This is a genomic window from Martinezella rhizogenes (genome assembly GCF_007002745.1).
Classification (GTDB): Bacteria; Pseudomonadota; Alphaproteobacteria; order Rhizobiales; family Rhizobiaceae; genus Agrobacterium; species Agrobacterium cucumeris.
This window is the reverse complement of record NZ_SGNY01000005.1, coordinates 319,436-342,951: the sequence shown is the minus strand read 5'-3', so window position 1 is coordinate 342,951 and position 23,516 is coordinate 319,436. Positions and strand designations below refer to the sequence as shown.

Sequence of the window (23,516 nt, the reverse complement as noted above, 5' to 3'; positions counted from 1 at the left end):
CGCATATTCGCCGTGCAATCGTCACTGGTGATGCATAAGGCTTCATCTTTTTGAAGAACCGTGCATAATGTCATGAAATTACCTTCGCTAAAAACGAGACAATTTCATGCGTCGTCAAGCCAATCCGCTCAGCCTCGATCCGGTTCCCGCAACAAAACCGGTGGCATGGCGGCCAAGCCTGACCAAGCAGAAGGGCGAGACCAAACATTCGGCACTGACGGAACGGATCATCGCCGATATCGATGCCAGCGTCTTGAAGCCGATGGACCGCATGCCGACCCATCGCGATCTGGCCCGTGATCTTGGCCTTTCCGTCCAGACCGTCAGCCTCTCCTACAAGGAGGCTGAACGGCTGGGTTATCTGAGCGGCGAAATCGGCCGCGGCACCTTCGTCAAGGCGCGGGTAACGGACCGGGCGGGCCGCATGATGCTGGATCACAGCCCGACCGAGGTGCTTGATCTTTCCATCATCCGCGGCGTTTATCTCGAGGAGCACGAAGCTGCCTCGCGCACGATCCTGCGCGAACTGGCGGATAGTGACAATTCAGGCTTCATGCGCCCCTGCCGTCCGGTCGCGGGACTGGACAGTCATCGCGAGACGGCACGCAGCTGGCTCGGCATGATGGGCGTCACGGCCGGTGCGGAGCGTATCCTTGTCACCAACGGCGCCGCGCACGGCATTTTCCTCGCGCTCAGCTGCATCGTCCGTTCGAGCGACGTCGTGCTGTGCGAAAACCTTACCGACCACGGCATTATCGGCCTTTCGAACATTCTGGGGTTCAGTCTCAAGGGACTGCCCACCGATGGCGAGGGCATTCTGCCCGATGCGCTGGAGGCCGCCTGCGCTGCGGGCGGGGTGCGGGCGCTCGTTCTCATCCCCACCCTCAACAATCCCACCGGCCACGTCGCGGGCGTGGAACGCCGGCGCGACATCGCCGCGATTGCGCAACGACACGGCGTCTTCGTCATTGAGGATGAAGTGTATCGCCCGATGATCGAAGACGGGTTGCCGTCCATCACCGAGATGCTGCCGGATCTGGGCTTTTTCGTCACCAGCTTTACCAAGACGGTCCTGACAGGGTTGCGCGTCGGTTATCTCGTCGTGCCACCGGCCTATTCCATCCGCGCCGCCTCCATCCTGCGGGTTTCGAGCTGGAGCGGTACATATCTGACCGCCGAAATCGCCACACGCTGGGTTGAAAACGGCACCGCGCGCCGGCTGCTGGACATCCAGCGCGCCGAAGCCCGCGCCCGACAGACCATTGCGATGGAAATCCTCGGCGACCATATCGCCTCAAGCCATCCTCTCTCCTTCTGCGCCTGGCTCAGGGTTCCGCCGCACTGGACGGAAGACGGCCTGGTCCGCTCCCTGACCAACCAGAACGTTGCGGTCACGCCATCGGAGCCCTTTGTTGCCGGCCCCGGCCATGGCGGCGGCATCCGCATATGTCTCGGTGGACGCCTCAACCATCAAAGCCTCGCCAAGGCACTGACGACGGTGCGCCAGGCCTTCGAACAACTGCCGCCGGTTTATGACATCGGTTCCATCGGCTGAAACGCCCTTGCCCGAAAATCATTGAATCATTACAATATAATAATTGACATGATTTTACTTCGCTCTCAACATGACAATCATGAAGAGCGAAAACCTTTCCATATCCGCTGACACATTCCTGCTGCCGGTCTCGCTGACGGATATCGAGCAGGCTGCCACACGTATCCTCGGCCACGTGGAGCGGACGCCGCTGGTTCGCTCCGATGTCCTGTCGCAAGGTCACGGCGCGCCGGTCCACCTCAAACTGGAAACCCTTCAGCCCGTCGGCGCCTTCAAGCTGCGCGGCGCGATGAATGCGATCCTGTCACTTGACGACGAGGCACGCAGGCGGGGCCTCGTCACCGCCTCGACGGGCAATCATGGCCGCGCTGTCGCCTATGCCGCGCGCAAACTCGGCATTCCCGCCACGGTCTGCATGTCGTCGCTCGTGCCGGCGAACAAGGTCGAAGCAATCCGTGCCCTCGGTGCCGATATTCGCATCGTCGGCACATCGCAGGACGACGCGCAGGAGGAAGTTGAACGCCTGACAGGCAGCCACGGCCTGACGTCGATCCCGCCCTTTGATGATGTGAATGTCGTGGCCGGTCAGGGCACGATCGGCATCGAAATTGTCGAGGACATGCCTGATCTGGAAACCATCCTCATTCCCATCTCCGGTGGCGGCCTGGCGGGCGGCATTGCCGTGGCCATCAAGGCTTTGAGGCCGCACGCCCGCATCATCGGCATTTCCATGGAGCGCGGCGCGGCCATGTATGCATCGGTCTCGGCCGGAAGGCCTGTCTCCGTGCGGGAGGAGGAAACACTGGCGGATTCGCTGGGTGGTGGCATCGGGCTGGGAAACCGCGTGACTTTTGCACTCTGCCGCGCGCTGCTTGACGAGATCGTGCTGGTTTCCGAGGCCGAGATAGCTGCCGGGATCTGCCATGCGGCACGCGAAGAAGGTTTGATCGTGGAAGGAGCCGGCGCCGTTGGTTTTGCTGCGATCCTGTCGGGCAAGATCAAAATCAGCGGCCCCACCGCCCTTATCGTATCCGGCGGCAATATCGACCCGGCCATTCACAAGACGATCGTTGACGGAGCTGTCGCATGAGCCGCATCACCATCCTGACCGAAAACGACCTTCGCGCCATCATCAAGCTCGACCTGTCTGCCATCGACTGCGTCGAACGGGCCTTTGCGGCACTGGCCACCGAAGCCGTCGCCATGCCGCCGATCCTGCGTCTCGACATTCCGGAGTTCCGCGGCGAAGTGGATGTAAAGACGGCTTACGTGCCCGGCTTTGAAGGTTTCGCCATCAAGGTCAGCCCCGGCTTCTTCGATAATCCGAAGCTTGGCCTGCCGAGCCTCAACGGCCTGATGATCCTCTTCAGTGCGAAAACGGGACTGGTGGAGGCGCTGCTTCTCGACAATGGTTATCTCACCGATGTTCGCACCGCCGCAGCCGGCGCTGTCGCGGCACGCCACCTGTCACGCAAGGATGCCTCCTCCGCCACGATTTTCGGCGCAGGCATGCAGGCACGGTTGCAGCTGGAAGCCCTGATGCTGGTGCGCCCGATAAGATCAGCCCGGATATGGGCAAGAAACCATGACAGAGCGCAGGAACTCGCCGGCGATTTCTCCCGCAAACACGGTATCGAGGTCACCGCCTTACCCGACCCGCGTGACGCAATACGAGGCGCGGACATCATCATCACCACAACGCCTTCCGAAAAGCCGATCCTGTTTGCCGACTGGCTGGAACCGGGCCAGCATCTGACTGCGATGGGATCGGACGCCGAACACAAGAATGAAATTGATCCGGGCGTCTTTGCCCGGACAACCTATGTCGCGGACCGTCTGACCCAGACCCGCATTCTCGGCGAGCTGCACCATGCCATCGCCGCAGGGCGTGTCATGCCGGATCAGCAATTCGCCGAGCTTGGGGCGATCATCGCCGGCGAGGCGCAGGGCCGGGTAAACCGCGACCAGATAACCTTTGCCGACCTGACCGGCACCGGCGTGCAGGATACCGCCATCGCCAATCTCGCCTTCACCCGCGCAAGGGAAGCCAATAGCGGCCAGATCATCGAAAACAGCATAAAAATGGGAGACGCAGCGTGAGCATAACGCTGAACTTTACGCGCGAGGAATATGCTGCGCGCCTGTCCAAAACCCGCAAAGCCATGGAAAAGGCCGGCATCGACCTTCTCGTGGTCACCGACCCCTCCAACATGCACTGGCTGACCGGTTATGACGGCTGGTCCTTTTATGTGCATCAATGCGTTCTGGTGCCGCCGGATGGCGAGCCGATCTGGTATGGCCGAAAACAGGACGCCAATGGCGCAAAGCGCACGGCCTACCTCGCCCATGACAATATTATCGGCTATCCCGATCATTACGTTCAATCCACCGAACGGCACCCGATGGATCTGCTGTCGCAGATCATCGAAGACCGGGGCTGGTCCGGCCTCACCGTCGGCGTCGAGATGGATAACTACTATTTTTCCGCCGCCGCCTTTGCGTCGCTGCAGAAACATCTGCCGAACGCCCGCTTCAATGATGCGGCGGGTCTCGTGAACTGGCAGCGCGCAGTCAAGAGCCCGACCGAACTCGATTATATGCGCAAGGCAGGCAAGATCGTCGAGTTGATGCACAAGCGCATCGTCGACGTGGTGGAGCCCGGCATGCGCAAATGTGATCTTGTTGCCGAGATTTACGATGCCGGCATTCGCGGCACCGCCGAATTCGGCGGTGACTATCCCGCCATTGTTCCGCTTTTGCCGTCCGGAGCCGACGCATCGGCGCCGCATCTGACATGGGACGACAAACCCATGCGCCTTGGAGAAGGGACATTCTTTGAGATCGCCGGCGCCTACAGGCGTTATCATTGCCCGCTGTCGCGCACCGTTTTTCTCGGCAAGCCGACACAGGCGTTTCTCGATGCGGAAAAAGCAACGCTCGAAGGCATGGAAGCCGGACTTTCGGCAGCGAAGCCGGGCAACACCTGCGAAGACATCGCCAATGCCTTTTTCGCCGTGCTGAAAAAATACGGGATCATCAAGGACAACCGTACCGGTTATCCGATCGGCCTGTCCTATCCGCCTGACTGGGGCGAGCGCACCATGAGCCTGCGGCCCGGTGACCGCACCGAGCTGAAACCCGGCATGACGTTCCATTTCATGACGGGTCTGTGGCTTGAGGACATGGGGCTCGAAATCACCGAAAGCATCGCGATCACCGAAACGGGCGTCGAGTGCCTGTCGAATGTGCCGCGGCAACTCTTCGTGAAGGGCTGAGATGATGTTGAGCACCGCTCCTCGCCCCTCGCCGATCACGCCCTCCGTCGATTTCGACGCGAAAGGCGTGCAGCACGGTCATTTGCGGCTCCCCTATAGCCGCGATGACAGCGCCTGGGGTTCGGTGATGATACCGATCTGCATCATCGCCAATGGCGAAGGGCCGACAGCACTTCTGACCGGCGCCAACCACGGCGACGAATATGAGGGCCCGGCGGCACTTTTCGAGCTTGCCCATACGCTTGATCCGAGTGAGGTGAGCGGGCGCATCATCATCGTGCCGGCGCTTAACTATCCGGCCTTTCGCGCCGGCACACGGACGTCGCCAATCGACCGGGGAAACCTGAACCGCAGTTTTCCCGGCCGCCCTGATGGAACGGTGACGGAGAAGATCGCCGATTACGTGACCCGCCATCTGATACCGCTTGCGGATATCGTTCTCGATTTCCATTCCGGCGGCAGGACACTTGACTTCCTGCCCTATGCCGCCGCTCACGAACTGTCCGACAAGGCGCAGGAGACCCGTTGTTTTGAGGCGGTGGCTGCCTTTGCAGCGCCCTATTCGATGAAGATGCTGGAAATCGACGCCGTCGGCATGCTCGATACGACGGTCGAGGAACTCGGCAAGGTCTTTGTCACGACCGAACTTGGCGGGGCCGGCACGGCGAGCGCAAGATCGATCGACATCGCCCGAAAAGGCAGCCTCAACCTGCTGCGCCACGCCGGCATACTGGCCGGTTCGCCGGATGTTCAACCAAGCCGCTGGCTGGACATGCCCTCCAGCGATTGCTTCACCTTTGCCGAAGATGACGGGCTCGTCGCCTTTGTCCGCGATCTGGGAGACGCGGTCACGGCAGGTGAAATCATCGCCCGGGTCTATCCGGTTGGAAAAACCGGCCTCGCGCCAGTCGATTATCGCGCATCCATGCATGGCGTGCTCGCGGCACGCCACGTTCCCGGCCTGATCAAGGCCGGCGACTGCCTCTCCGTCATCGCCACGGTAACGGAGAACACATAGTCAAACGAACCCACGTGAGATCCGAAAACGGACCACGCAACCCAACCAGAGGAGTAATACCATGCACATCACCAAAATCGCCGGGCTTTCCGCTCTTGCCCTTGCCATCGGCATGACATCGGCCAGCGCCTTGACCCTCGAGGAGGTCAAAAGCCAGGGATATATTCGTGCCGCCACGGCAAACGAAGTTCCCTATTCCTACATGCAGCCCGACGGCACATCTGCCGGGATCGGTCCTGATGTGGCAAATGCGGTGCTGAAATCGATGGGTATCGAGGAGGTCAACTGGACGGTGACGCCCTTCGGCACGCTGATCCCCGGCCTCAAGGCCCGCCGTTTCGATTTCGCCGCGGCAGAACAGAACATCTCGCCCGAACGCTGCAAGCAGGTCTCCTTCACAGAGCCGAATTCTTCCTACGGCGAAGGCCTGCTGGTGAAGAAGGGCAATCCGAAGAAGCTGACGACCTATGCCGATATCGCCAAGGATCCATCCTTGAAGGTGGCCGTCGTCTCAGGCGCCAACAATGTCGACTTCCTGCGGGCAGTCGGCGTCAAGGACGAGCAGATCGTCTTCATTCCGGCCAATGCCGACGCGATCCCCACCGTCCAGAGCCGCGCAGACGCCTATGCGGCCACGGAGCTCACCGTCTCCGAACTTGCCAAGAACCAGGCCAATGTCGAGCAGGTCACGCCATTTGAGGATCCGGTGGTAAAGGGTAACCCGGTCCGCAACTATGGCGGCTTCGCCTTCCGCCCCGAAGACAAGGAGTTGCGCGACGCCTTTGACGCCGCCCTGGTCGAGTTCCGCAAGACGGATGACTACAAGAAAATCCTGTCCAAATACGGTCTGTCCGAACAGAGTATCGCGGCAGCGGCCGAAAAGAAGGTCGCCGATCTCTGCGCCGGAAAATAAAGCTCAGCGGCGCCCGGTCTTCGCCGGGCGCCGCTCGTCAGGAACTTGGGAAAACTCCAGATGGACATGACCGCCTACCTGCCGATGATGTGGCAAGGTGCCGTCGTCACCATGACGATCACGCTCGCAGCGCTTGTGGTCGGCACGCTGCTTGCCTTCTTTTTCGGGATTCTGCGTGTCGAGGGCGGACCGATCCTGTCCAGGGTCGCGCTTTGTTATACGGAGGTGTTTCGCGGCACCTCGTTGCTGGTTCAGCTCTTCTGGTTCTATTACGCGCTGCCGTTGGTGGGGCTGAGCTTTGATCCGATCACCACGGGTATTCTGGTGCTTGCCGCCCATGCCGGCGGTTATGGCGCGGAGATCGTGCGCGGTGCGTTGTCCTCCGTTTCCGTGCAGCAGCTGGAAGCGGCCCGTGCGCTGAATTTTACGCGGATGCAGACGCTGTTTCGCATCTCGCTGCCGCAGGCAATCGTCGAGATGATGCCGGCATTCGGCAATCTGGCGATAGAAACACTGAAGCTTTCTTCGCTCGTGTCGCTGATCTCGATTGCCGACCTGACATTCGCGGCGCAGTCGATCCGCAACCTGACGCTGGATAGCACCAGCATCTATTCGATCACGCTGCTCTGCTATTTCGCGATGTCCCTGATCCTGATGGTCATCATCCGGGTGATCGAACATTTCGTCAGGCGCGGCAACGTCTTTCCGCGCACCCGCCATTCGTAAGGATATCTTCTCATGATGTATGGCTACGAATGGGACACCACCACCTGGCTCACCTACACAACCTCGATCCTGCCGATCATCCTGATCGGCCTGACGGTAACGTTGAAGGCGGCAGCCGCCGGCTTCGCCATCGCGCTGGTTCTGGGGCTCGTTTTTGCGCTGCTGCGCCGCAGCCGGGTCAAGCTGATCTCCTGGCCAACTGCGCTGGTTGTCGAGTTCCTTCGCGATACGCCGCTTCTGGTGCAGCTGTTCTTCCTTTATTACGTGCTTCCGGATTTCGGCATCGTGCTGCCCGCCTTCCTGACCGGCGCGCTGGCGCTCGGCCTGCAATATGCGGCCTACACGTCCGAGGTCTATCGCGGCGGCATCGAGGCCGTGCATCACGGCCAGTGGGAAGCGGCCACCGCACTTAATCTCACACGCATGCAGACCTATCGGGATATCATCATTCCTCAGGCCATTCCGCGCATCGTTCCGGCCATGGGCAACTACCTCGTCGCCATGATCAAGGAAACGCCGGTGCTTTCCGTCGTCACGGTTCTGGAGATGATGGGGCTTGCCAACATGATCGGCGAGCGCACCTTCGAATATCTGGTCCCGCTGACGCTAGTCGGCCTGATCTTCCTCCTTCTGACAATAATCTGCTCGGCAGGCCTCAGCCGCCTGCAAAGGGCGCTTCCAAAAGCAGGAATACCCTTGCGATGACCAACACCACCAATCAGCCGCTGATCGAATTTTCCGACGTCACGAAGCGTTTCGGCATTCTGACGGTTCTCGACCAGTTCAATTTCAGCGTGACAAAGGGCGAGAAAGTAACGCTTATCGGCCCTTCCGGCTCCGGCAAATCGACGGTTCTGCGCATTCTCATGACACTGGAACCGTTCCAGGAGGGCAAACTCACCCTTGCCGACATCTCCTATCATGAACAGGGCGGCAAAGGCCCCTTTCAGGCTTCGGAGAAGCACCTTCGCCAGATCCGCAATCACGTCGGCATGGTCTTCCAGAGCTTCAACCTCTTTCCGCATATGACGGTGCTTCGCAACATCGTGGAAGCGCCGGTGCGGGTGCTGGGCATCGCCCGCGCAGAAGCGGAAACGCGGGCAATCGAATTGCTGAAGATGGTCGGGCTGGCCGACAAGAAGGATCATTATCCGGTGCAGCTTTCCGGCGGTCAGCAGCAGCGCGTCGCCATTGCCCGCTCGCTTGCCATGCGTCCGCGTGTCCTGCTTTTTGATGAGCCGACCTCGGCGCTTGACCCGCAGCTGGTGGGCGAAGTGCTTTCCGTCATTCGTGATCTGGCTCATGAACACGATCTGACGATGCTGCTTGTTACCCATGAGATGCGCTTTGCCCGCGAAGTGTCAGACCGGGTCTGCTTTTTCGACAAGGGCCGCATCTGCGAGCAGGGAGCACCGGAGGAAATTTTCGGCGGGCCGAAAGAAGAGCGGACCCGCGAATTTCTGTCATCGGTTTTGCGATAAAGCAGCATCCACGCCAAGGCAGGCCATAACCGTTTAAAGCGACCGCGTGCGTTGCCTTGATGTCTTGACGTGATCGATCAGCGCCCGGAGTTTGGGCGCCAGATTACGCCTGTTCGGATAATAGAGGTAGAAGCCGGGAAAATAAGGCGAGTAATCTTCAAGCAGCGGCACCAGTTCGCCGCGATCGATCCAGCTGCGGAATGTATCTTCGATACCGAAGGTGATCCCCGCTCCCGCCACCGCCATCCGGATCATCAGTGCCATGTCGTTGGTGGTGATCTCCGGCGCTACCGCGACGCTGAATTCCCGCCCGGCCTCCGCAAACTCCCAGCGATAGGGTGCGCTGCGCGGGGCCGGCCGCCAGCCAATGCACCGGTGATGCGCCAGTTCCTTCGGGTGAGCGGGCTTGCTGCTGCCTTTGAGATAATCAGGCGAACAGACTGCCAGCTGCCGCACATCCCCGGATATCGGCACGATGATCATGTCCTCATCGATCACTTCGCCCAACCGCACGGCGGCGTCATAGCCTTCGGCAACAATATCGAACTCCTCATCGGTCACCACGACATCGAGGTGAACGTCGGGATAGGCGGCGGTGAAGCCTGCAAGAAGCGGGCCGGACAGGAAGTTTTCGGCAATGGAAGAAACGGCAAGCCGCAACAGCCCGTTCGGACTTTCGCGCAATTCGCCCGCCTGTTCCACCGCCGCCGACATTTCGGCTATGGCCGGCGCGATATTGGCATAAAGCCCCTCACCCGCCTCGGTGAGACTGACGCTGCGGGTGGTGCGCAGCACCAGCGCCAGGCCGAGCATTTCCTCCAGCCGCCGAATTGTCTGGCTGACGGCGGAACGTGACACACCCATACGGTCGGCCGCAGCGCTAAAATTCTTCAGTTCCGCCACCAGCGCAAAGACCGATAGAGCGTTCAGATCGGGCGTCACTGTTTAGTTCTCCTTACCACTATGGAAATTAATAGGCATCTTATCTCAACAATGCTGCCTGTCTATCTTGCATGCAACCGCAATCGAGCGGTGGTTTCAAAAAGGAAGACAGAATGATGGACAAGGTTGTTCTCATCACGGGAGCCTCCAGCGGCATTGGCGCGGGTATCGCGCGTGAACTCGGCAAGGCTGGTGCAAAACTCATGCTCGGCGCCCGCCGCACGGAGCGGCTGGAAGAACTCGCAAAGGAGATCCGGGAAGCGGGCAACGGGCAGGTGGCGGTCAGCCGACTGGATGTCACCAACCGTGCCGACGTGGCCGACTTCGCGGAGAAGGCCCGCGAAACCTTCGGCCGGGTCGATGTCATGATCAACAATGCCGGCGTCATGCCGCTTTCCCTGATGGCCTCGATGAAGGTCGACGAATGGGACCGCATGGTGGACGTCAACATCAAGGGCGTATTGCACGGCATCGCGGCCGTGCTGCCGGAAATGACGTCGCGCGGTTCCGGCCACATCATCAATATCGCGTCCATCGGGGCACTGTCGGTGGTGCCAACCGCGGCCGTCTACTGCGCCACGAAATTTGCCGTCCGGGCGATTTCGGACGGGTTGCGGCAGGAACGGCAGGATCTGCGCGTCACCTGCATTCATCCCGGTGTGGTGGAAAGCGAACTGGCGGAAACGATCACCGATCCGGCAGCAGCCGAGGCCATGAAAACCTACCGCGCCATTGCGCTGAAGCCCGATGCCATCGGTCGCGCGGTGCGTTTCGCCATCGAACAGCCTGATGACGTCGATCTGAACGAGATCGTTGTTCGCCCAACGGCCGCCGCCTGAGGAGGAAAACAGATGAAAAACATGACAATACCCGTTGCCGCTGCCATCGCCATGCTGACGGGGAGCGAAACCAGCGCCGGCTCCACGCCCCCGCAAACTCACCCCTATATCGGCATGTGGGTGACAGGTGACGGCCATGTCCGCCAGGAGCTTTTGGCCAACGGGCGTTATGATGAAGCCCGCGGCAACCGCAAAAGCGCCTATCAGGGCCGTTACGTCGTGACCGGCAATCACATCGATTACCGGGACGATACCGGCTTTACCGCAGATGGAACGTTCATAGATGATGTCCTCCACCATGGCGGCATGATCTTTTACCGGGAGCGGTGAAACAGGATCGCAATGATGGATCGCGCCCGCCCGCGATCCATCACCGGCAGACACCTGCGACATCGCAGTATTTTTGACAGCTGTTCGCGGCGTTTGAGATCGTTCGCGATACACGTGGGAAAAGCGATTTCGCCGGTCACTTTCCGTGGACATTGCATGCGACGGACCATCGACATACCGTCGACCGGCCTGCGCAGTTGGTAAGGAGGATGCGATGAAAACAGATTGGAACGTGGTCAGGGACCTGATGAATGCCGCAATCAATGCCTGCGAGCGCATAGAGGCGTCAGGATATGTCGAGGCTGACCGCGACGCGGTGATCGATATCGCAGGCCAAGAGGTCAGCGTCCAGGATTTGCTTGTGAGTGCATGGACTTACCCTGAGAAGCTACGTTATCAGATTATACGCGAACGCCACGATGCGGGGGTCGATCTGCCCTATGTGCCAGAAACCGCGCGCATTCTGCTTGCCATGTCTCAAGCTGCGGCTGAACTCGTAAACGCAGGTGACGTCACGCCCGCCGAAGAAAAGCTTCGGAAAATGATCACCTGGTTCGATAGCCATTTGGCGTCGGGTATCGAAGCGGCAACGGCCAATCGCAAGAAGGCATGACCACGGCCTTTTAACAGGACTGGATTTTCCTTCATCCCAGCGTTCAGCGCGTGCTCGCGGGCGGGCCATTTCGCCGCATCCCTGCCCGGTCCTGTTCAATCCGCCGGGGTGGCCAGAACGTCTCCTTGCCTGTTCTGCACGAGGCTTGCGGGCGATGCCGGCTGAGGATCAACATCGGGCAGAGGTGGGGTGAGCAGCCATGCGGCTGGGTAATCTTTCCGAAGGTGCCGGGCATTATAGCGAACATGGGTTCCGGCCGCATGGCGGCGCGTGCCGAGCATCGCCTCCTTTGAAAGGACCGCGCTTTTGATTTCGTAGAGTTTTCGTTCGTCATCAAGGGCAATCGTCGCATCGGAGAGATCGAAATTATCGACGTGGATGGCCTGACCCTGCGGCGTGCCGAGAACCCATCTGTCGGAATCAACGAAGCCGTCGATATAGACATTGCCGGTAGAGGCGTACAAGGAGGTGCCCATCGGCAGGGTGATGCCATCAACGACATTGCCACCGGCAAGAATGCATCTGCTGAAGGCGGATATGCCGCCATCGGGCCGCAGATCAAACTCCACCGGCTGGGTCGCGTCGCAACGCCAGCCGCTCTGGGTGGTTACGCCATTGCCGGTTATCCGCATGTTGTCGGGGGTGAAGCCAATGGTTTCGTAGTTGTCGTTGGTTTTTATCGCGATATAGCGGGCGATTTCGACGGCATCGATATCTGCAACCCGCACGGGATGCGGAAACACCGCGCGGCTGAAGGCATCCCTGTTATTGGCAATGGCCAGTTCGAGTTTCGTGCCTTTGGGCATATCGATCTGGCCAAGCCGGGTTGGTTCAAGCAGTTCCGGCAGGTAGTTTGCCGTCCTCTCCCTGTCATAGGCCCGCATCTCGAGCCAAAAACCAGCGACCTGCCACAGGGTGAAAACCGCGATGGCGGTCACCAGCCCGTAGGGCAGGATCACCGGGCGCTTCCAGCGGCCGCTCGCATATCGAATGAGCAGCCCCAGCGTCCAGACGGCCCAGACAAAGGTCGTGGCAAGAAGGAAGGCGACAAGAAGCACCGCTTCGACGGACGGGAGTGCGACAGGGATCATGCGAATAATGGCCTTGGGCGGATCGTTTCCGATGCCGGGATATCCCGGAGCTTTAGCGCATAAGAGGTGTTTTCTTCAACTCGCGGATTGCGATCTCTCCCAGCCGCCGGCGCTCATGCGTTATCCCTGCGAGACCATGCGGTCGCCATATGGCGGCCGCATGGTCAGCGCCACGTACCGGACATCAGCCGCCGAGGACGAAACGGGAAAATGCCAGGGAGTTGCGGGCATCCTCGTCCATTCTGGCGACATCAGCGCCGTTGCTCAGATCACGCCACACCTTGATATCAGAACCGATGGTGCCGCCGGTCTTGACGAAGGGCTCCATGACGACGGCACCGGTGTAGTTGATATCGCGAAGAGCAAGGCCGATTTCCTGCCAGGGCATCCTGCCTTTGCCGGGAACACGGCGATTGCTCTCACCAGTGTGGAAGTGACCCAGCAGCGGGCCGGCCGTGCGGATGGCTTCGCCGAAACTGTCTTCCTCGATGTTCATGTGGAAGGTATCGAGCATGACCTTCACATTGTTCTTCCCGACATCCTTGACGAAGGCAACGCCTTCGGCCGCCGTGTTGAGCACGTGGTTTTCAAAACGGTTGAGGACTTCGATGCACAGGTTGATGCCGAGATCATTGGCGAAATCGGCAATGCCGTGAATGCCCTCGACACCACGCGCGTAATCACCCGGCTTGTCGACCGGCTGCGAATAATCGATCGGCCAGTAGGAATGCAATGCGCCGCCGATGGTGCGGATGTCGAGCTTGGCGACATTGGTGAGCGTCCGTTCAAAAAACGCCTTGCCCGCTGCGCGCACGGCCGCATCTTCCGACGACAGGTTCTTTGATTTCGACGGGCCGATGCCGGCAGTGAGGATGATGCCGTTATCCTTCGCGCTCTGCTTGATCGCGGCGAGTTCGGCGTCGCTGTATTCGTTGATATGGTGGGCGGCGACTTCGATGATATCGAAACCGAGTTTGGCGACCTTTTCGATATAGGGGCCGAACTTGGCGCTCCACTCATGTTCCCAGTAGGAATAATAGATGCCGTGTTTCATGGGGATTTCTTTCGCTTCTGTTTCACTTGGTTGGGATGTGGCGCACGCGGTCGTTCGGGGCGTCTCAGGAAGCGGCCCCGCTTCCAGGATTGCCGATGCGAAGATCGGGTTCGGTGCTCGTCGAGATGATGAAACGGCCGTTCGGAAGATCGTTCTCCTCGACCTTCCGGTTGATCTCGTCCTCGGCAAGGCCGAAGCCCAGCCAGCGGTTTCTGAGCCGCGCACGCAGATCGTCCTCGCCGACATCGACGAAAACCGTCAGATCGAATATCTGTTTGAGGCGGTTCCACGGCGACTGGCCGGCGAGGAGATAATTGCCTTCACAGACGATGATATCGACGGATTGCGGGATCAGCCGGCCGCCTGCGCGGGCAATTTCAATCGCCCGGTCAAAGACCGGAACGGCGATGACATCATCCTCATTGGCCTTGAGGCGCTCGAGCATGTGTCGCAACCCGTGGGCATCGAAAGTATCGATGGCGCCCTTGAACGGTCGGCGGTTCATCTCTTCGAGCACGGCATCGTCATAGTGATAACCATCCATCGGAAAAAGCGCGGCGGGCTCGCCTCCGCCTGCGTTCAACACATCCACCACACCTTCGGCAATGGTCGATTTTCCCGATCCCGGGGCACCGGCAATCGCGATCATCACGCGTCGGCCTTTTGCCCTTTCCAGACGCTGGAGGGCCAAGCCCGCAATCTCACGGGCATTATCGTCAATTGTGCTCAAGGTGTTCCTCGCCCCGATAATGGTTGCGGTCAGAAAATCCGGTACTGGCTGGCCTTGTCGCGCAGGAAGGCCAGCCCCTTGTCGAGGACCTCGTCTGCGCCTGAAGCAACCGGCCGCCAGGTGGAAATCGCACCCGCCATCTCCTCCGGCATCGCGGCGAAACTCTCAAGCGTCAGCACGCCCTTGAAGCCGATGCCCGCGAGTGCGGCGAACACCGCGTCCCAGGCAACGTTGCCGAAGCCCGGCGTACCGCGGTCGCTTTCCGACATATGCATGTATTTCAGATGGTTACGGGCAGCGATGATGCCACTGGCGATGCCCTTCTCTTCCATGTTCATGTGGAAGGTATCGAGATGGATAAAGATATTGTCGGCGCCAATACGCTCAACCAGCGCCACGGCCTGCTCGGCTGAGTTGACCAGATGGTTTTCGTAGCGGTTGACGGCCTCGATACCGAATTGCAGGCCAAGCGTCTTCGCGTGGCCGGCAGCCTGAGATAGTGCGCGTGTCAGATTGTCGTATTCAGCCTGTGTCGGCGGGATACCCGTACGCTCGCTGGTGCCGCCATAGGTGACGCCGGTCAGCGCTTCCGCCCCCATTTCGGAGGCCTTGTCCAGCGCGGCCTTCAGATGCGCGATGGCTGCTTCCGGGCGGACGGAGGCCCAGGCAGGTTCCGGCAGAACCAGCGAGCAAGCGGCCCGCAGACCGTATTTCTCCAGCAGGGCGCGGGTATGCGCCGTATCGACGGATGGGAGATCGACAAGCGGAATCTCGATGAAATCCTGCCCATAATCCGCAGCACCGGCAATGGCCCGCCTGGCGCTTTCATGATCCCAGTTAAGGGACCACATCATTGCGTGAACACCGAAGCCTTGCACGTCATACCTTCTTTCTGAGAGATGCGAAGTAACCTGAAAACAGGCCGCGCGCCGCCATGACGACAATCATCAGCACACCCCAAAGCGCCGTTGCCAGATGCTGGTTGGCGCCGAGAAGGTTGAGCCCGGACGACAGGAGCTGCAGCACGATCAGCGCGACGAAGACGGGCAGCACACGGCCGAAGCCGCCGAATGGATTGATGCCGCCGAGAAACGCCGCCAGTACCGTGATCAGCAGGTAGGATTCACCGTGTCCCACACGCACCGAGTTGAAGCGGGCAAGCATGATGATGCCGGCGACGGCACACATGAGTCCCGAGAGCGTGTAGACGAGTACCTGGATCTTGCGGGTATTGAGACCGGAATAACGCGCCGCCTCGATATTGGAGCCGATCATCAGCAGACCGAAACCGAGCTTCGTGCGGGTGAGGAGCACATGCCACAGCCCGACGCAGGCGATAAAGATCAGCAGCGGGATGGGCAGCCCGAACAGCGTGCCGTGACCAAGCGGCGCCATATAGGCCGGAAAACCGGAAACATCGCCGCCACGCGTCAGAAACTCCCCGAGCCCGCGCAGGAAAATCATCATCGACAGGGTGACGAGGATCGGGTGCGCGCGGGTATAGGCAATCGCCGCGCCGGTCATGGCGCCGGCAGCACCACCGGTGGCAAGGGCGGCAAGGCAGGCGAGCAGGAAGGCGCTCGGCGGTGCGTCCACGCCGCCATGGGCCTGCAGCACCCAGGCTGCCGCCAGCCCCGACAGATTGGCGGCGAATGTGACGGAAAGATTGATCCCACCGGTCAGCAGCGGCAGCAGCATCGCCAGTGTCAAAAGACCGAGTTCGGGCAGCTGGAAGGCGACCGAACCGAATGTGGCGAGCGACAGGAAATTATCCGCCAGCGTCCCGAAGATGAGCATGACCGCGACAAAGGCAATCACCGGCCCGGCCATGTCGGCACCGAAAATCGAGTTGAATTTCCGAACGAAGCTGCTCATCGCTGCGCACTCCCCTTTTTAGCGGAGGTCCGCAAGGCTGCCGGCAGCAGCTTGTCGAACCGGGTGGAGGAAAGCGTGATTGCAATGAGAATGATGGCGCCGACGATCATCTTGAATGCAAAGGGAGAGACGCCCATCAGGTTGAGACCGTTCTGGGTGATGGACACCATCAACACACCGAGCACGCAGCCGATGACCGAACCCTTGCCGCCGCCAAGCCGCGCGCCGCCAAGCACGGTGGCAGCAAGAACATCCAGCTCGCGGCCATAAAGCGCGTTGGGCACGACCTCCTGCGCGTAATGCGCCTGCATGAGCCCGGCAATGCCCGCCATCAGGCCGAGCCAGCCGAAGGAAATATAATGCATGGCGCCGATATTGATGCCGAAACGGCGTGCGCCTTCCGGATTGTCACCGAAAGCATAAAGTTTGCGGCCGACCGTGGTGCGAGAAATCATGAACCAGGTAGCGAAGCAGCAGAGGATCATGACCACGACCGGCAATGTCAGCTCGACCCAGGAACCATCCGGCATCTCGCGCTCATAAAACACCACGCGGGTCGAAAGCCATTCCGGCAGATCATAGATCGACACGCCCTTGGTGAAGAACATCAGCAGGCCGAAGAAGATGTTGAAGGTGGAAATGGTCGCGACAATGGAAATGATATTGAGCCGCCAGACCAGAAAGGCGTTGACGAAGCCGAGACCAAGGCCGACGGCGCCGGCAATGATGAAACCTTCCGCCCAGTTGCCGCCGCCGAGCGCATTGAGCGCCAGCACCGTCACGTATTGCACGACGGAAGCGGCAACCGCGAAGGAGATGTCGATACCGCCCGAAATCAGCACGACAAGCAGGCCGACCGCAAAGATGATGTTGACCGCCGAGACATTCAGCACATCGAAGGCATTGGAGATGGTGAGGAAACGGTCGGTTGCAAAAGACAGGCCCGTGCAGAGCAGCACCATGACCACAAGCAGCGTGAATTCGGTCGTATGTCCGAGGATGAGCCTACGCATAGATGGCGGACTCCAGTTCGGTAAGCGACACATGTCGCGGATCATGGGTGGCGTGGAACCGGCCTTCGACCATGTGAATGATCCTGTCTGTGTTGAAATAGACTTCCGGCGGTTCATCGGAGATGACGATGATCGAAAGACCTTCGGCCGCGAGCTTGCGGACGATTTCGAAAATGCCGGCGCGCGCGCCGACATCGACCCCCACGGTCGGCGCATCCAGAATGAGGATTTTCGGCCCGATGGCCAGCCACTTGGCAATCGCCACGCGCTGCTGGTTGCCGCCCGAAAGCGTACGGATCGGGTCCTCCGGCAGGCCGATCTTGACACCGAGCCCTGAAATCCAGCGAGAAACCACATCCGCCTTTTTCGATGGCGAGATAAGGCCGCCCGTCAGCAACCGGTCCAGCGAGGCCATGACGAGATTGTCGGCAATCGACTGGGGCTGATTGAGACCAAGCGCCAGCCGGTCTTCGGAAAGATAGGCAACGCCGGCCCGGATCGCATCCCGGTTGGAGTGGAAATTCACCTTCTTCCCGTCGATCAGGATTTCACCCAATTGCGGCCGATGCATGCCGAAAAGGGTCAAGGCCAGTTCAGTGCGTCCGGCTCCCAGCAGGCCGGTAATCCCCAGCGTTTCGCCCTGCCGCAGATCGAAAGACACATCTTCAAACTCGCCGACCCGGCTGAGCCCGCGCACGGACAGAACGACCGGCTTGTCATCGTGATCGGCAGCAATGACGGCGCTGTCGAAGTTGCGGCCGGTCATCAGTTCGGTCACGCGTGACTGGGTCATGCCTTCAACCGGGAAGACCCCGACAAGCGACCCATCGCGCAGCACGGTGATGCGATCTGAAATCTCAAGCACTTCCGCCAGCCGGTGCGAGACGAACACAACCGCGACACCCGAGGCTGAGAGGTTGCGGACGATGTCGGTCAGGTAGTCCGTTTCCGATTGCGTCAGCGACGCGGTCGGCTCGTCCATGAAAACGAGGCGCGCTTCCCCGACCAGTGCACGGGCAATCGCCACGATCTGACGCTGGGCAATGGGCAGTTCCTTCAGCGGCCGGTGAAGGTCGATCTCAACGCCGAGCCGGGCCAAAGCCTTCTCGGCCGCTTTCGCGATTGCGCTTTTGTCGACCAGCCCGTATCTGCCATTCACCGCGTACTGAAAGCCGATATTTTCCGCCACCGACATTTCATCAAACAGCGCCAGATCCTGCCAGATCACCTGAATGCCAAGCGCTTGCGCAAGCGTCGGGGTCATTGCGGCTATCGGCTTGCCGTCGAAATACAGTTCAGCATCATTTTCGGGCGTATAAACGCCTGTTATGACCTTGATCAGCGTGCTTTTGCCACAGCCGTTTTCGCCGGCCAGGCAATGCACTTCACCGGGATTGACCTCGAAAGAAACGCCTTTCAGGGCGCGCACGCCGCCAAAGGTGACTTTGACATTCTTGAGGGACAGGAGCGGTTCTGCGCTCATGATAGCGTATCTCTCCTTTCGCCGCGAAAGCATCGCAGACGTGGCGCTCGGCATGTTTCTTGGGATGCGGCGTCGCGCGAGCATTCCGTCTCGCGCGACGCCTGCGGCTCCGGGGAGGATCAGAGGCCCATGGAAACGAGCTTGTCGATGCTTTCCTTGTCGATCTTCAAAAGCTGATCGACGACGATGGTGTTACCCTCGGGATTGATGGTGCCGAGACCTTCGATATTATCGCCGGCCTTGGGTGTCTCGCCCTTGGCGATGCGGTCGGCGAGCGTGATGAAGACCTCACCGGCCTGTTTCGGGTTCCACATGAAGCCGCCTGTCAGCGCGCCGGATTTGATCAGCTTGGCGCCCTGCCCCGGCGAAAACGGGCCGATGACGAAGACCTTGCCATCCTTGCGCCGCTCTTCCACAGCACGTCCGGCACCGATCGGCCCCTGCGAACCGAAGGCAAGGAAACCGCTCAGGTCGGCATTGGCGGACATCAGATCGAGCGCCGTCGACCGGCTCTTGTCGAGATCTTCGGCGACGCCGTAGCGATCGCCGACAAGCTTCATGTCCGGATAATTGGCCTTGATATAGGCGATGGCGGCATCGGCCCAGGCATTGTGAAGCGGCACGGTGAGCGAACCGACGAAGACGGCATAAGAACCCTTGCCGCCCATCTTTTCCGCCAGAAGCTTGCCATGCGCTTCACCGAAGCCCTTGGCGGAAGCCAGTTCGAAATCCCAGTCGGCGCCGAGCTGCTTGGGTGATTCATGGGTGATGACCTTGATGCCGGCAGCCTGGGCCTTCTTCAGCACCGGTTCCAGCACCTTCGCATCATTCGGCACGACACCAATGAAATCGACCTTCTGGGCGATCAGGTCTTCGATGGCACGAACCTGCAGCGCCGGGTCGGCGCTGGTCGGGCCAACCATGAAACCGTCAACGCCGAGCTTCTTGCTCTGTTCCTTGATGCCGGCCTCCATGGCATTGAACCACGGAATACCGCCGATCTTGACGACGACGCCAACCTTTGGCCCTTCGGCGAAGGCCGCGGATGAGAGCAGCGCAAGCGACAGGCCGAGCGCCGCGGCAATAATTTTCTTCATGATGTTCCTCCTCAAAAAATCGGCAAACGAAATCCGCCGCAGCCAGTTTTTCCCTGCCGCGCTTCAAATCTCTCATCTCGCTTATTCGAGACTCTCCCTTGCCACTCCCATAGCAACCATCCTGCACAATCGATATTGCCAAACTGCACAATCGATGGTGCAATAACCATATCATGAAGCTCCCTTCCGTCAAGGGGATGCGTGCTCTAATAATCGGAATCAGCTGGGGAGATCGAAGTGACAGGCATAAGTTCCAAGAAAGCCACCATTTATGACTTGTCGCTCTTGTCTGGCGCGTCAGCCTCGACAGTGAGCGCAGTGTTGAATGGATCGTGGCGCAAACGGCGGATTTCGGAGGAAACCGCAGACAAGATACTCTCGCTCGCCAAGGCACAGCGCTACACCACCAATCTGCAGGCCCGTGGCCTCAGGAGCTCAAAATCCGGTCTCGTCGGGCTTCTGGTGCCGGTTTATGACAACCGGTTCTTTTCATCCATGGCGCAGACCTTCGAGGGGCAGGCACGCAAACGCGGCCTGTCGCCGATGGTGGTTTCCGGGCGGCGCGATCCCGAGGAGGAACGTCGCACCGTCGAGACGCTGATCGCCTATTCGATTGATGCCCTGTTCATTGCCGGCGTCACCGATCCCGATGGCGTTCACCAGGTCTGCGCCCGCGCCGCCCTTCCGCACGTCAATATCGACCTGCCCGGCAAATTTGCGTCGTCCGTCATTTCCAACAACCGGCACGGCGCGGAAATCCTGACATCGGCAATCCTTGCCCATGCGGCAAAGGGTGGGTCGCTCGGCCCTGACGACGTCATCCTGTTCGGTGGTCATGACGACCACGCCAGCCGCGAGCGAATTGACGGCTTTCATGCCGCGAAAGCCGATTATTTCGGCGTGCAGAGTGGTGACGATATCGAGATCACCGGTTATTCGCCGCACATGACCGAACTGGCCTTCGAACGCTTCTTCGAGCGCAGGGGCCGTCTTCCCCGCTGTTTCTTCGTCAATTCATCGATCAACTTCGAAGGGTTGCTTCGTTTCATGGGGCGTCATGACGGGGAAGCGTTCGGCGACATCGTCGTCGGCTGTTTTGACTACGACCCCTTCGCATCATTTCTTCCCTTTCCCGTTTACATGATCAAACCCGATATTGCGCAAATGCTCGAAAAAGGGTTCGAACTGCTGGAAGAGAACCGCGCAGAGCCCGAAGTCACCATTATCGAACCGCAGCTCATTCCCCCGCGCACCGCCCTTGAAGGGCCGCTTGATGATATCTGGGATCCGGTCGCGGTACGCCGCATAGCAAGGTGAAACACTCCGCTCCATCGGCGGAGGTTTACTCCGGGGAAGCGCCAATCTTCGCTTGACCTCAACCGCGCTTGACATCGTATCGATTTGCATGAAGCCCACCATTGCAATGGAATGACGATGATCGAGAAACTCCTGAAGATGCTGGAAGACGGTAAAGATGCCCCGCTCCTGCGCTTTTCACTGGCGAAGGCGCTGATGGCCGCGCGGCAATTCGACGATGCGGCGCAACATCTGCGCGAGGCGGTTCACCAGGACCCCGATTACTCGGCCGCCTGGGCGGCACTTGGCGAATGCCTTACGCATCTCAAAGACGACGAGGGTGCCGTTGCCGCGTGGACTGAAGGCAGCGCGGTCGCCATAAAAAAAGGAGACATCCAGGCGAAACGGCAGATGGATGTCCGGCTTCGGCGTGCGCAATCACGGCGCCTCACGGCCGCCCAAGGGTAAGCCGCCGGTCGATGCCAATCTTGTCGAGAAACGCTTCATCATGGCTGACAACCAGGAGCGCGCCGTCATAGGCCCGCAGGCCGGCCTCCACGGCCGCAATGGAATCGATATCCAGATGGTTTGTCGGTTCATCGAGAATCAGCAGTTGCGGCGGCTGCGGGCCACAAAGAACGCAGGCGAGACCTGCGCGCAGCATCTGGCCACCCGAAAGTGTTCCGACGATCTGCAAGGCGGCATCGGCACGAAACATGAAACGGGCAAGCGCTGCCCTGCAGGCGTTCTCCCCGGCCTGCGGGTTGAGCTGAAGGAAATTGTCACGGATCGACAGCTTCGGATCCAGCAGGCTGACCTGCTGGTCCAGAAAGACGGACGTCACACCGACGTGGACCGTTCCTGACAATGGCATCAGTTCATTCCTGATCACGGAAAGCAGCGTCGTTTTTCCCGATCCGTTCGGGCCTGTCACGGCCACGCGCTGCGGGCCGGTGATTTCGAAGGACAGATCGGCGAATACGGGCTGTTTTCCCGAATAGCCCGCGGTCAGGTTTTGCAGGCTCAGCACGGTCCTGGTCTTGTGCAACCCGCTGGGTGGCAGGGTGACAGTAAGGTCCTGAAGGATTTCGATCCGCTGGCGCGCCGTCTGCAAATCCTCGGTCGCTTCGGCTTTCAGGCGACTGGCGAGATTGGCATTGTCGCCGCTGGTTTTCTCGGCTCGCCTCTTCATGCCGCCGGCGGCAATGCGGGGCATATCCCCCTTTGCCGCTTTGGCGGCGCCCTTTGCGTCGCGCCTTGCCTTGCGTTCCAGTGCTTCCTGCGACCGACGTTTTACCTCGGCAAGGCGCTTCTCGGCGCTGGCGAGATCCTGTTCGGCGGCGGCCAGTTCCAGTGCCTTTTGCGCGCGGTAATGGCTCCAGTTGCCGCCATAACGGGTTGCGCCCAGCGTCGTCATTTCGACGATCGCATCAAGTGTATCGAGAAGTTCGCGATCATGGCTGACGACAATCGCTCCGCCACGCCAACCCGCCAGAAAATCGGCGACGAACAGACGACCGTCACGGTCGAGATTGTTGGTCGGTTCGTCGAGGATCAGGAAGTCCGGGGCGGCATGGATTTGGGCTGCAAGTGCCGCCCGTGTGCGCTGCCCGCCGGACAGTGCCGAAAGCAGCGTTGACGGCGAAGCGTCCAACCCGACCGCAGCCAGCGCATCGGCAATATTTTCCTCCAGCATCCAGTCAACGTCGCCAAGCTCTTCGAGTGTGGCCAGCCCCGCCTGGGCGCTGGAAAGAACCTTGAGCGCCTGACGCGCGTTGAAAATATCCGCGACGGTCTCCCCGGGCATGACCTGCACGATTTGCCTGAGAACGCCGATCCTGCCGGAGACGGAGACCGTGCCGGCGGACGGCGACAATTCACCGGCAATCAGCTTCAGAAGCGTGGTCTTGCCGACGCCGTTGCGCCCGACAAGCCCGGCCCGTTCGGGACCGAAGCGAAGATTGATATTGGAAAAAAGCGGATGACCGTCAGGCGTGGACCATGAGAGGTCTGAAAGGGTGATGGAACAAGGCATGGATATGGTTTCCCCTGATGACAAGGCGTTGCGGCTTTGTGATCGGGTTGAAATCCATGGTTCACCATCCTGTTGGTATTGCGGAGAGAACGCTAATAATGGAAAAAAGCGGCGCGTTCGTGGCACTGGTTAGAAGTTGCGGATGAAACG

Annotated in this window: 24 protein-coding genes; 14 read left to right on the top strand and 10 right to left on the bottom strand. The window is 60.0% G+C overall.

Annotation, left to right across the window (positions count from 1 at the left end):
* The first annotated feature begins 106 nt into the window (after window positions 1–106).
* The 9 genes from ehuR to ehuA all read left to right on the top strand — a co-directional run bounded on the left by ehuR (window position 107) and on the right by ehuA (window position 8,968).
* Window positions 107–1,555, top strand: a complete 1,449-nt coding sequence (gene ehuR / locus EXN68_RS17270) for a MocR-like ectoine utilization transcription factor EhuR (RefSeq protein ID WP_142842033.1) — start codon at window positions 107–109, stop codon at window positions 1,553–1,555.
* A gap of 70 nt (window positions 1,556–1,625) precedes the next feature.
* Window positions 1,626–2,645 (top strand): hydroxyectoine utilization dehydratase EutB, encoded by a 1,020-nt coding sequence (gene eutB / locus EXN68_RS17265; protein ID WP_142842032.1) that lies wholly within the window; start codon window positions 1,626–1,628, stop codon window positions 2,643–2,645.
* A complete protein-coding gene (gene eutC, locus EXN68_RS17260) occupies window positions 2,642–3,655 on the top strand; it encodes an ectoine utilization protein EutC (protein ID WP_142842031.1) in 1,014 nt (337 codons plus the stop codon). Before eutB ends, eutC begins: the two co-directional genes overlap by 4 nt.
* A complete protein-coding gene (gene doeA, locus EXN68_RS17255; protein ID WP_142842030.1) occupies window positions 3,652–4,830 on the top strand; it encodes an ectoine hydrolase DoeA in 1,179 nt (392 codons plus the stop codon). The genes eutC and doeA overlap by 4 nt, the downstream gene beginning before the upstream one ends.
* 4 nt (window positions 4,831–4,834) lie before the next feature.
* Window positions 4,835–5,848, top strand: coding sequence for a N(2)-acetyl-L-2,4-diaminobutanoate deacetylase DoeB (gene doeB / locus EXN68_RS17250; protein ID WP_142842088.1), 1,014 nt, complete (start codon window positions 4,835–4,837; stop codon window positions 5,846–5,848).
* Between the two features lie 61 nt (window positions 5,849–5,909).
* On the top strand, window positions 5,910–6,761 hold the full coding sequence (ehuB, locus tag EXN68_RS17245) for an ectoine/hydroxyectoine ABC transporter substrate-binding protein EhuB (RefSeq protein ID WP_142842029.1): 852 nt from the start codon (window positions 5,910–5,912) through the stop codon (window positions 6,759–6,761).
* A gap of 60 nt (window positions 6,762–6,821) precedes the next feature.
* Window positions 6,822–7,487 carry an ectoine/hydroxyectoine ABC transporter permease subunit EhuC gene (ehuC, locus tag EXN68_RS17240; RefSeq protein ID WP_142842028.1) on the top strand — a complete coding sequence of 222 codons (666 nt, stop codon included), beginning with the start codon at window positions 6,822–6,824 and terminating at the stop codon, window positions 7,485–7,487.
* Between the two features lie 12 nt (window positions 7,488–7,499).
* Entirely contained in the window at window positions 7,500–8,192 is a 693-nt protein-coding gene (ehuD, locus tag EXN68_RS17235; protein ID WP_142842027.1) for an ectoine/hydroxyectoine ABC transporter permease subunit EhuD, read from the top strand.
* Window positions 8,189–8,968: an ectoine/hydroxyectoine ABC transporter ATP-binding protein EhuA gene (gene ehuA / locus EXN68_RS17230; protein WP_142842026.1), complete on the top strand. Its 780-nt coding sequence runs from the start codon at window positions 8,189–8,191 to the stop codon at window positions 8,966–8,968. The genes ehuD and ehuA overlap by 4 nt, the downstream gene beginning before the upstream one ends.
* Before the next feature lie 33 nt (window positions 8,969–9,001).
* Here the strand turns inward: ehuA and EXN68_RS17225 are convergent, their stop codons facing one another.
* Window positions 9,002–9,910, bottom strand: a complete 909-nt coding sequence (locus EXN68_RS17225; protein ID WP_142842025.1) for a LysR family transcriptional regulator — start codon at window positions 9,908–9,910, stop codon at window positions 9,002–9,004.
* 113 nt (window positions 9,911–10,023) lie between these two features.
* Here EXN68_RS17225 and EXN68_RS17220 point away from each other — a divergent pair, with 113 nt between their 5' ends.
* The 3 genes from EXN68_RS17220 (at window position 10,024) to EXN68_RS17210 (ending at window position 11,692) form a co-directional block, all read left to right on the top strand.
* Window positions 10,024–10,749 (top strand): SDR family oxidoreductase, encoded by a 726-nt coding sequence (locus EXN68_RS17220; protein WP_142842024.1) that lies wholly within the window; start codon window positions 10,024–10,026, stop codon window positions 10,747–10,749.
* A gap of 51 nt (window positions 10,750–10,800) precedes the next feature.
* Window positions 10,801–11,079, top strand: coding sequence for an Atu4866 domain-containing protein (locus tag EXN68_RS17215; RefSeq protein WP_404944527.1), 279 nt, complete (start codon window positions 10,801–10,803; stop codon window positions 11,077–11,079).
* Between the two features lie 214 nt (window positions 11,080–11,293).
* The gene (locus EXN68_RS17210; protein WP_142842022.1) at window positions 11,294–11,692 is read left to right on the top strand and encodes a hypothetical protein; all 399 of its coding nucleotides are present in this window, start codon (window positions 11,294–11,296) and stop codon (window positions 11,690–11,692) included.
* Between the two features lie 95 nt (window positions 11,693–11,787).
* On the opposite strand, the gene EXN68_RS17205 is transcribed toward EXN68_RS17210, so the two are convergent.
* From EXN68_RS17205 to EXN68_RS17170, 8 genes are all read right to left on the bottom strand, one after another.
* The gene (locus EXN68_RS17205; RefSeq protein WP_142842021.1) at window positions 11,788–12,783 is read right to left on the bottom strand and encodes a hypothetical protein; all 996 of its coding nucleotides are present in this window, start codon (window positions 12,781–12,783) and stop codon (window positions 11,788–11,790) included.
* Window positions 12,784–12,967: 184 nt separating this feature from the next.
* Window positions 12,968–13,837 carry a D-psicose 3-epimerase gene (locus tag EXN68_RS17200; RefSeq protein WP_142842020.1) on the bottom strand — a complete coding sequence of 290 codons (870 nt, stop codon included), beginning with the start codon at window positions 13,835–13,837 and terminating at the stop codon, window positions 12,968–12,970.
* A 64-nt stretch (window positions 13,838–13,901) separates the two neighbouring features.
* Window positions 13,902–14,567: a nucleoside triphosphate hydrolase gene (locus tag EXN68_RS17195; protein ID WP_142842019.1), complete on the bottom strand. Its 666-nt coding sequence runs from the start codon at window positions 14,565–14,567 to the stop codon at window positions 13,902–13,904.
* Between the two features lie 29 nt (window positions 14,568–14,596).
* Window positions 14,597–15,445, bottom strand: coding sequence for a sugar phosphate isomerase/epimerase family protein (locus EXN68_RS17190; RefSeq protein ID WP_142842018.1), 849 nt, complete (start codon window positions 15,443–15,445; stop codon window positions 14,597–14,599).
* Window position 15,446: 1 nt separating this feature from the next.
* Window positions 15,447–16,442, bottom strand: coding sequence for an ABC transporter permease (locus EXN68_RS17185; protein WP_142842017.1), 996 nt, complete (start codon window positions 16,440–16,442; stop codon window positions 15,447–15,449).
* The gene (locus EXN68_RS17180; protein WP_142842016.1) at window positions 16,439–17,455 is read right to left on the bottom strand and encodes an ABC transporter permease; all 1,017 of its coding nucleotides are present in this window, start codon (window positions 17,453–17,455) and stop codon (window positions 16,439–16,441) included. The genes EXN68_RS17185 and EXN68_RS17180 overlap by 4 nt, the downstream gene beginning before the upstream one ends.
* A complete protein-coding gene (locus tag EXN68_RS17175) occupies window positions 17,448–18,938 on the bottom strand; it encodes a sugar ABC transporter ATP-binding protein (protein ID WP_142842015.1) in 1,491 nt (496 codons plus the stop codon). The genes EXN68_RS17180 and EXN68_RS17175 overlap by 8 nt, the downstream gene beginning before the upstream one ends.
* Before the next feature lie 119 nt (window positions 18,939–19,057).
* A complete protein-coding gene (locus tag EXN68_RS17170) occupies window positions 19,058–20,035 on the bottom strand; it encodes a substrate-binding domain-containing protein (protein ID WP_046801275.1) in 978 nt (325 codons plus the stop codon).
* Between the two features lie 237 nt (window positions 20,036–20,272).
* On the opposite strand from EXN68_RS17170, the gene EXN68_RS17165 reads away from it, so the two are divergent.
* On the top strand, window positions 20,273–21,352 hold the full coding sequence (locus tag EXN68_RS17165) for a LacI family DNA-binding transcriptional regulator (RefSeq protein WP_142842014.1): 1,080 nt from the start codon (window positions 20,273–20,275) through the stop codon (window positions 21,350–21,352).
* Between the two features lie 117 nt (window positions 21,353–21,469).
* Window positions 21,470–21,799: a tetratricopeptide repeat protein gene (locus tag EXN68_RS17160; RefSeq protein WP_142842013.1), complete on the top strand. Its 330-nt coding sequence runs from the start codon at window positions 21,470–21,472 to the stop codon at window positions 21,797–21,799.
* On the opposite strand, the gene EXN68_RS17155 is transcribed toward EXN68_RS17160, so the two are convergent.
* A complete protein-coding gene (locus EXN68_RS17155) occupies window positions 21,780–23,366 on the bottom strand; it encodes an ABC-F family ATP-binding cassette domain-containing protein (protein WP_142842012.1) in 1,587 nt (528 codons plus the stop codon). The genes EXN68_RS17160 and EXN68_RS17155 overlap by 20 nt on opposite strands.
* Window positions 23,367–23,516 lie beyond the last annotated feature (150 nt).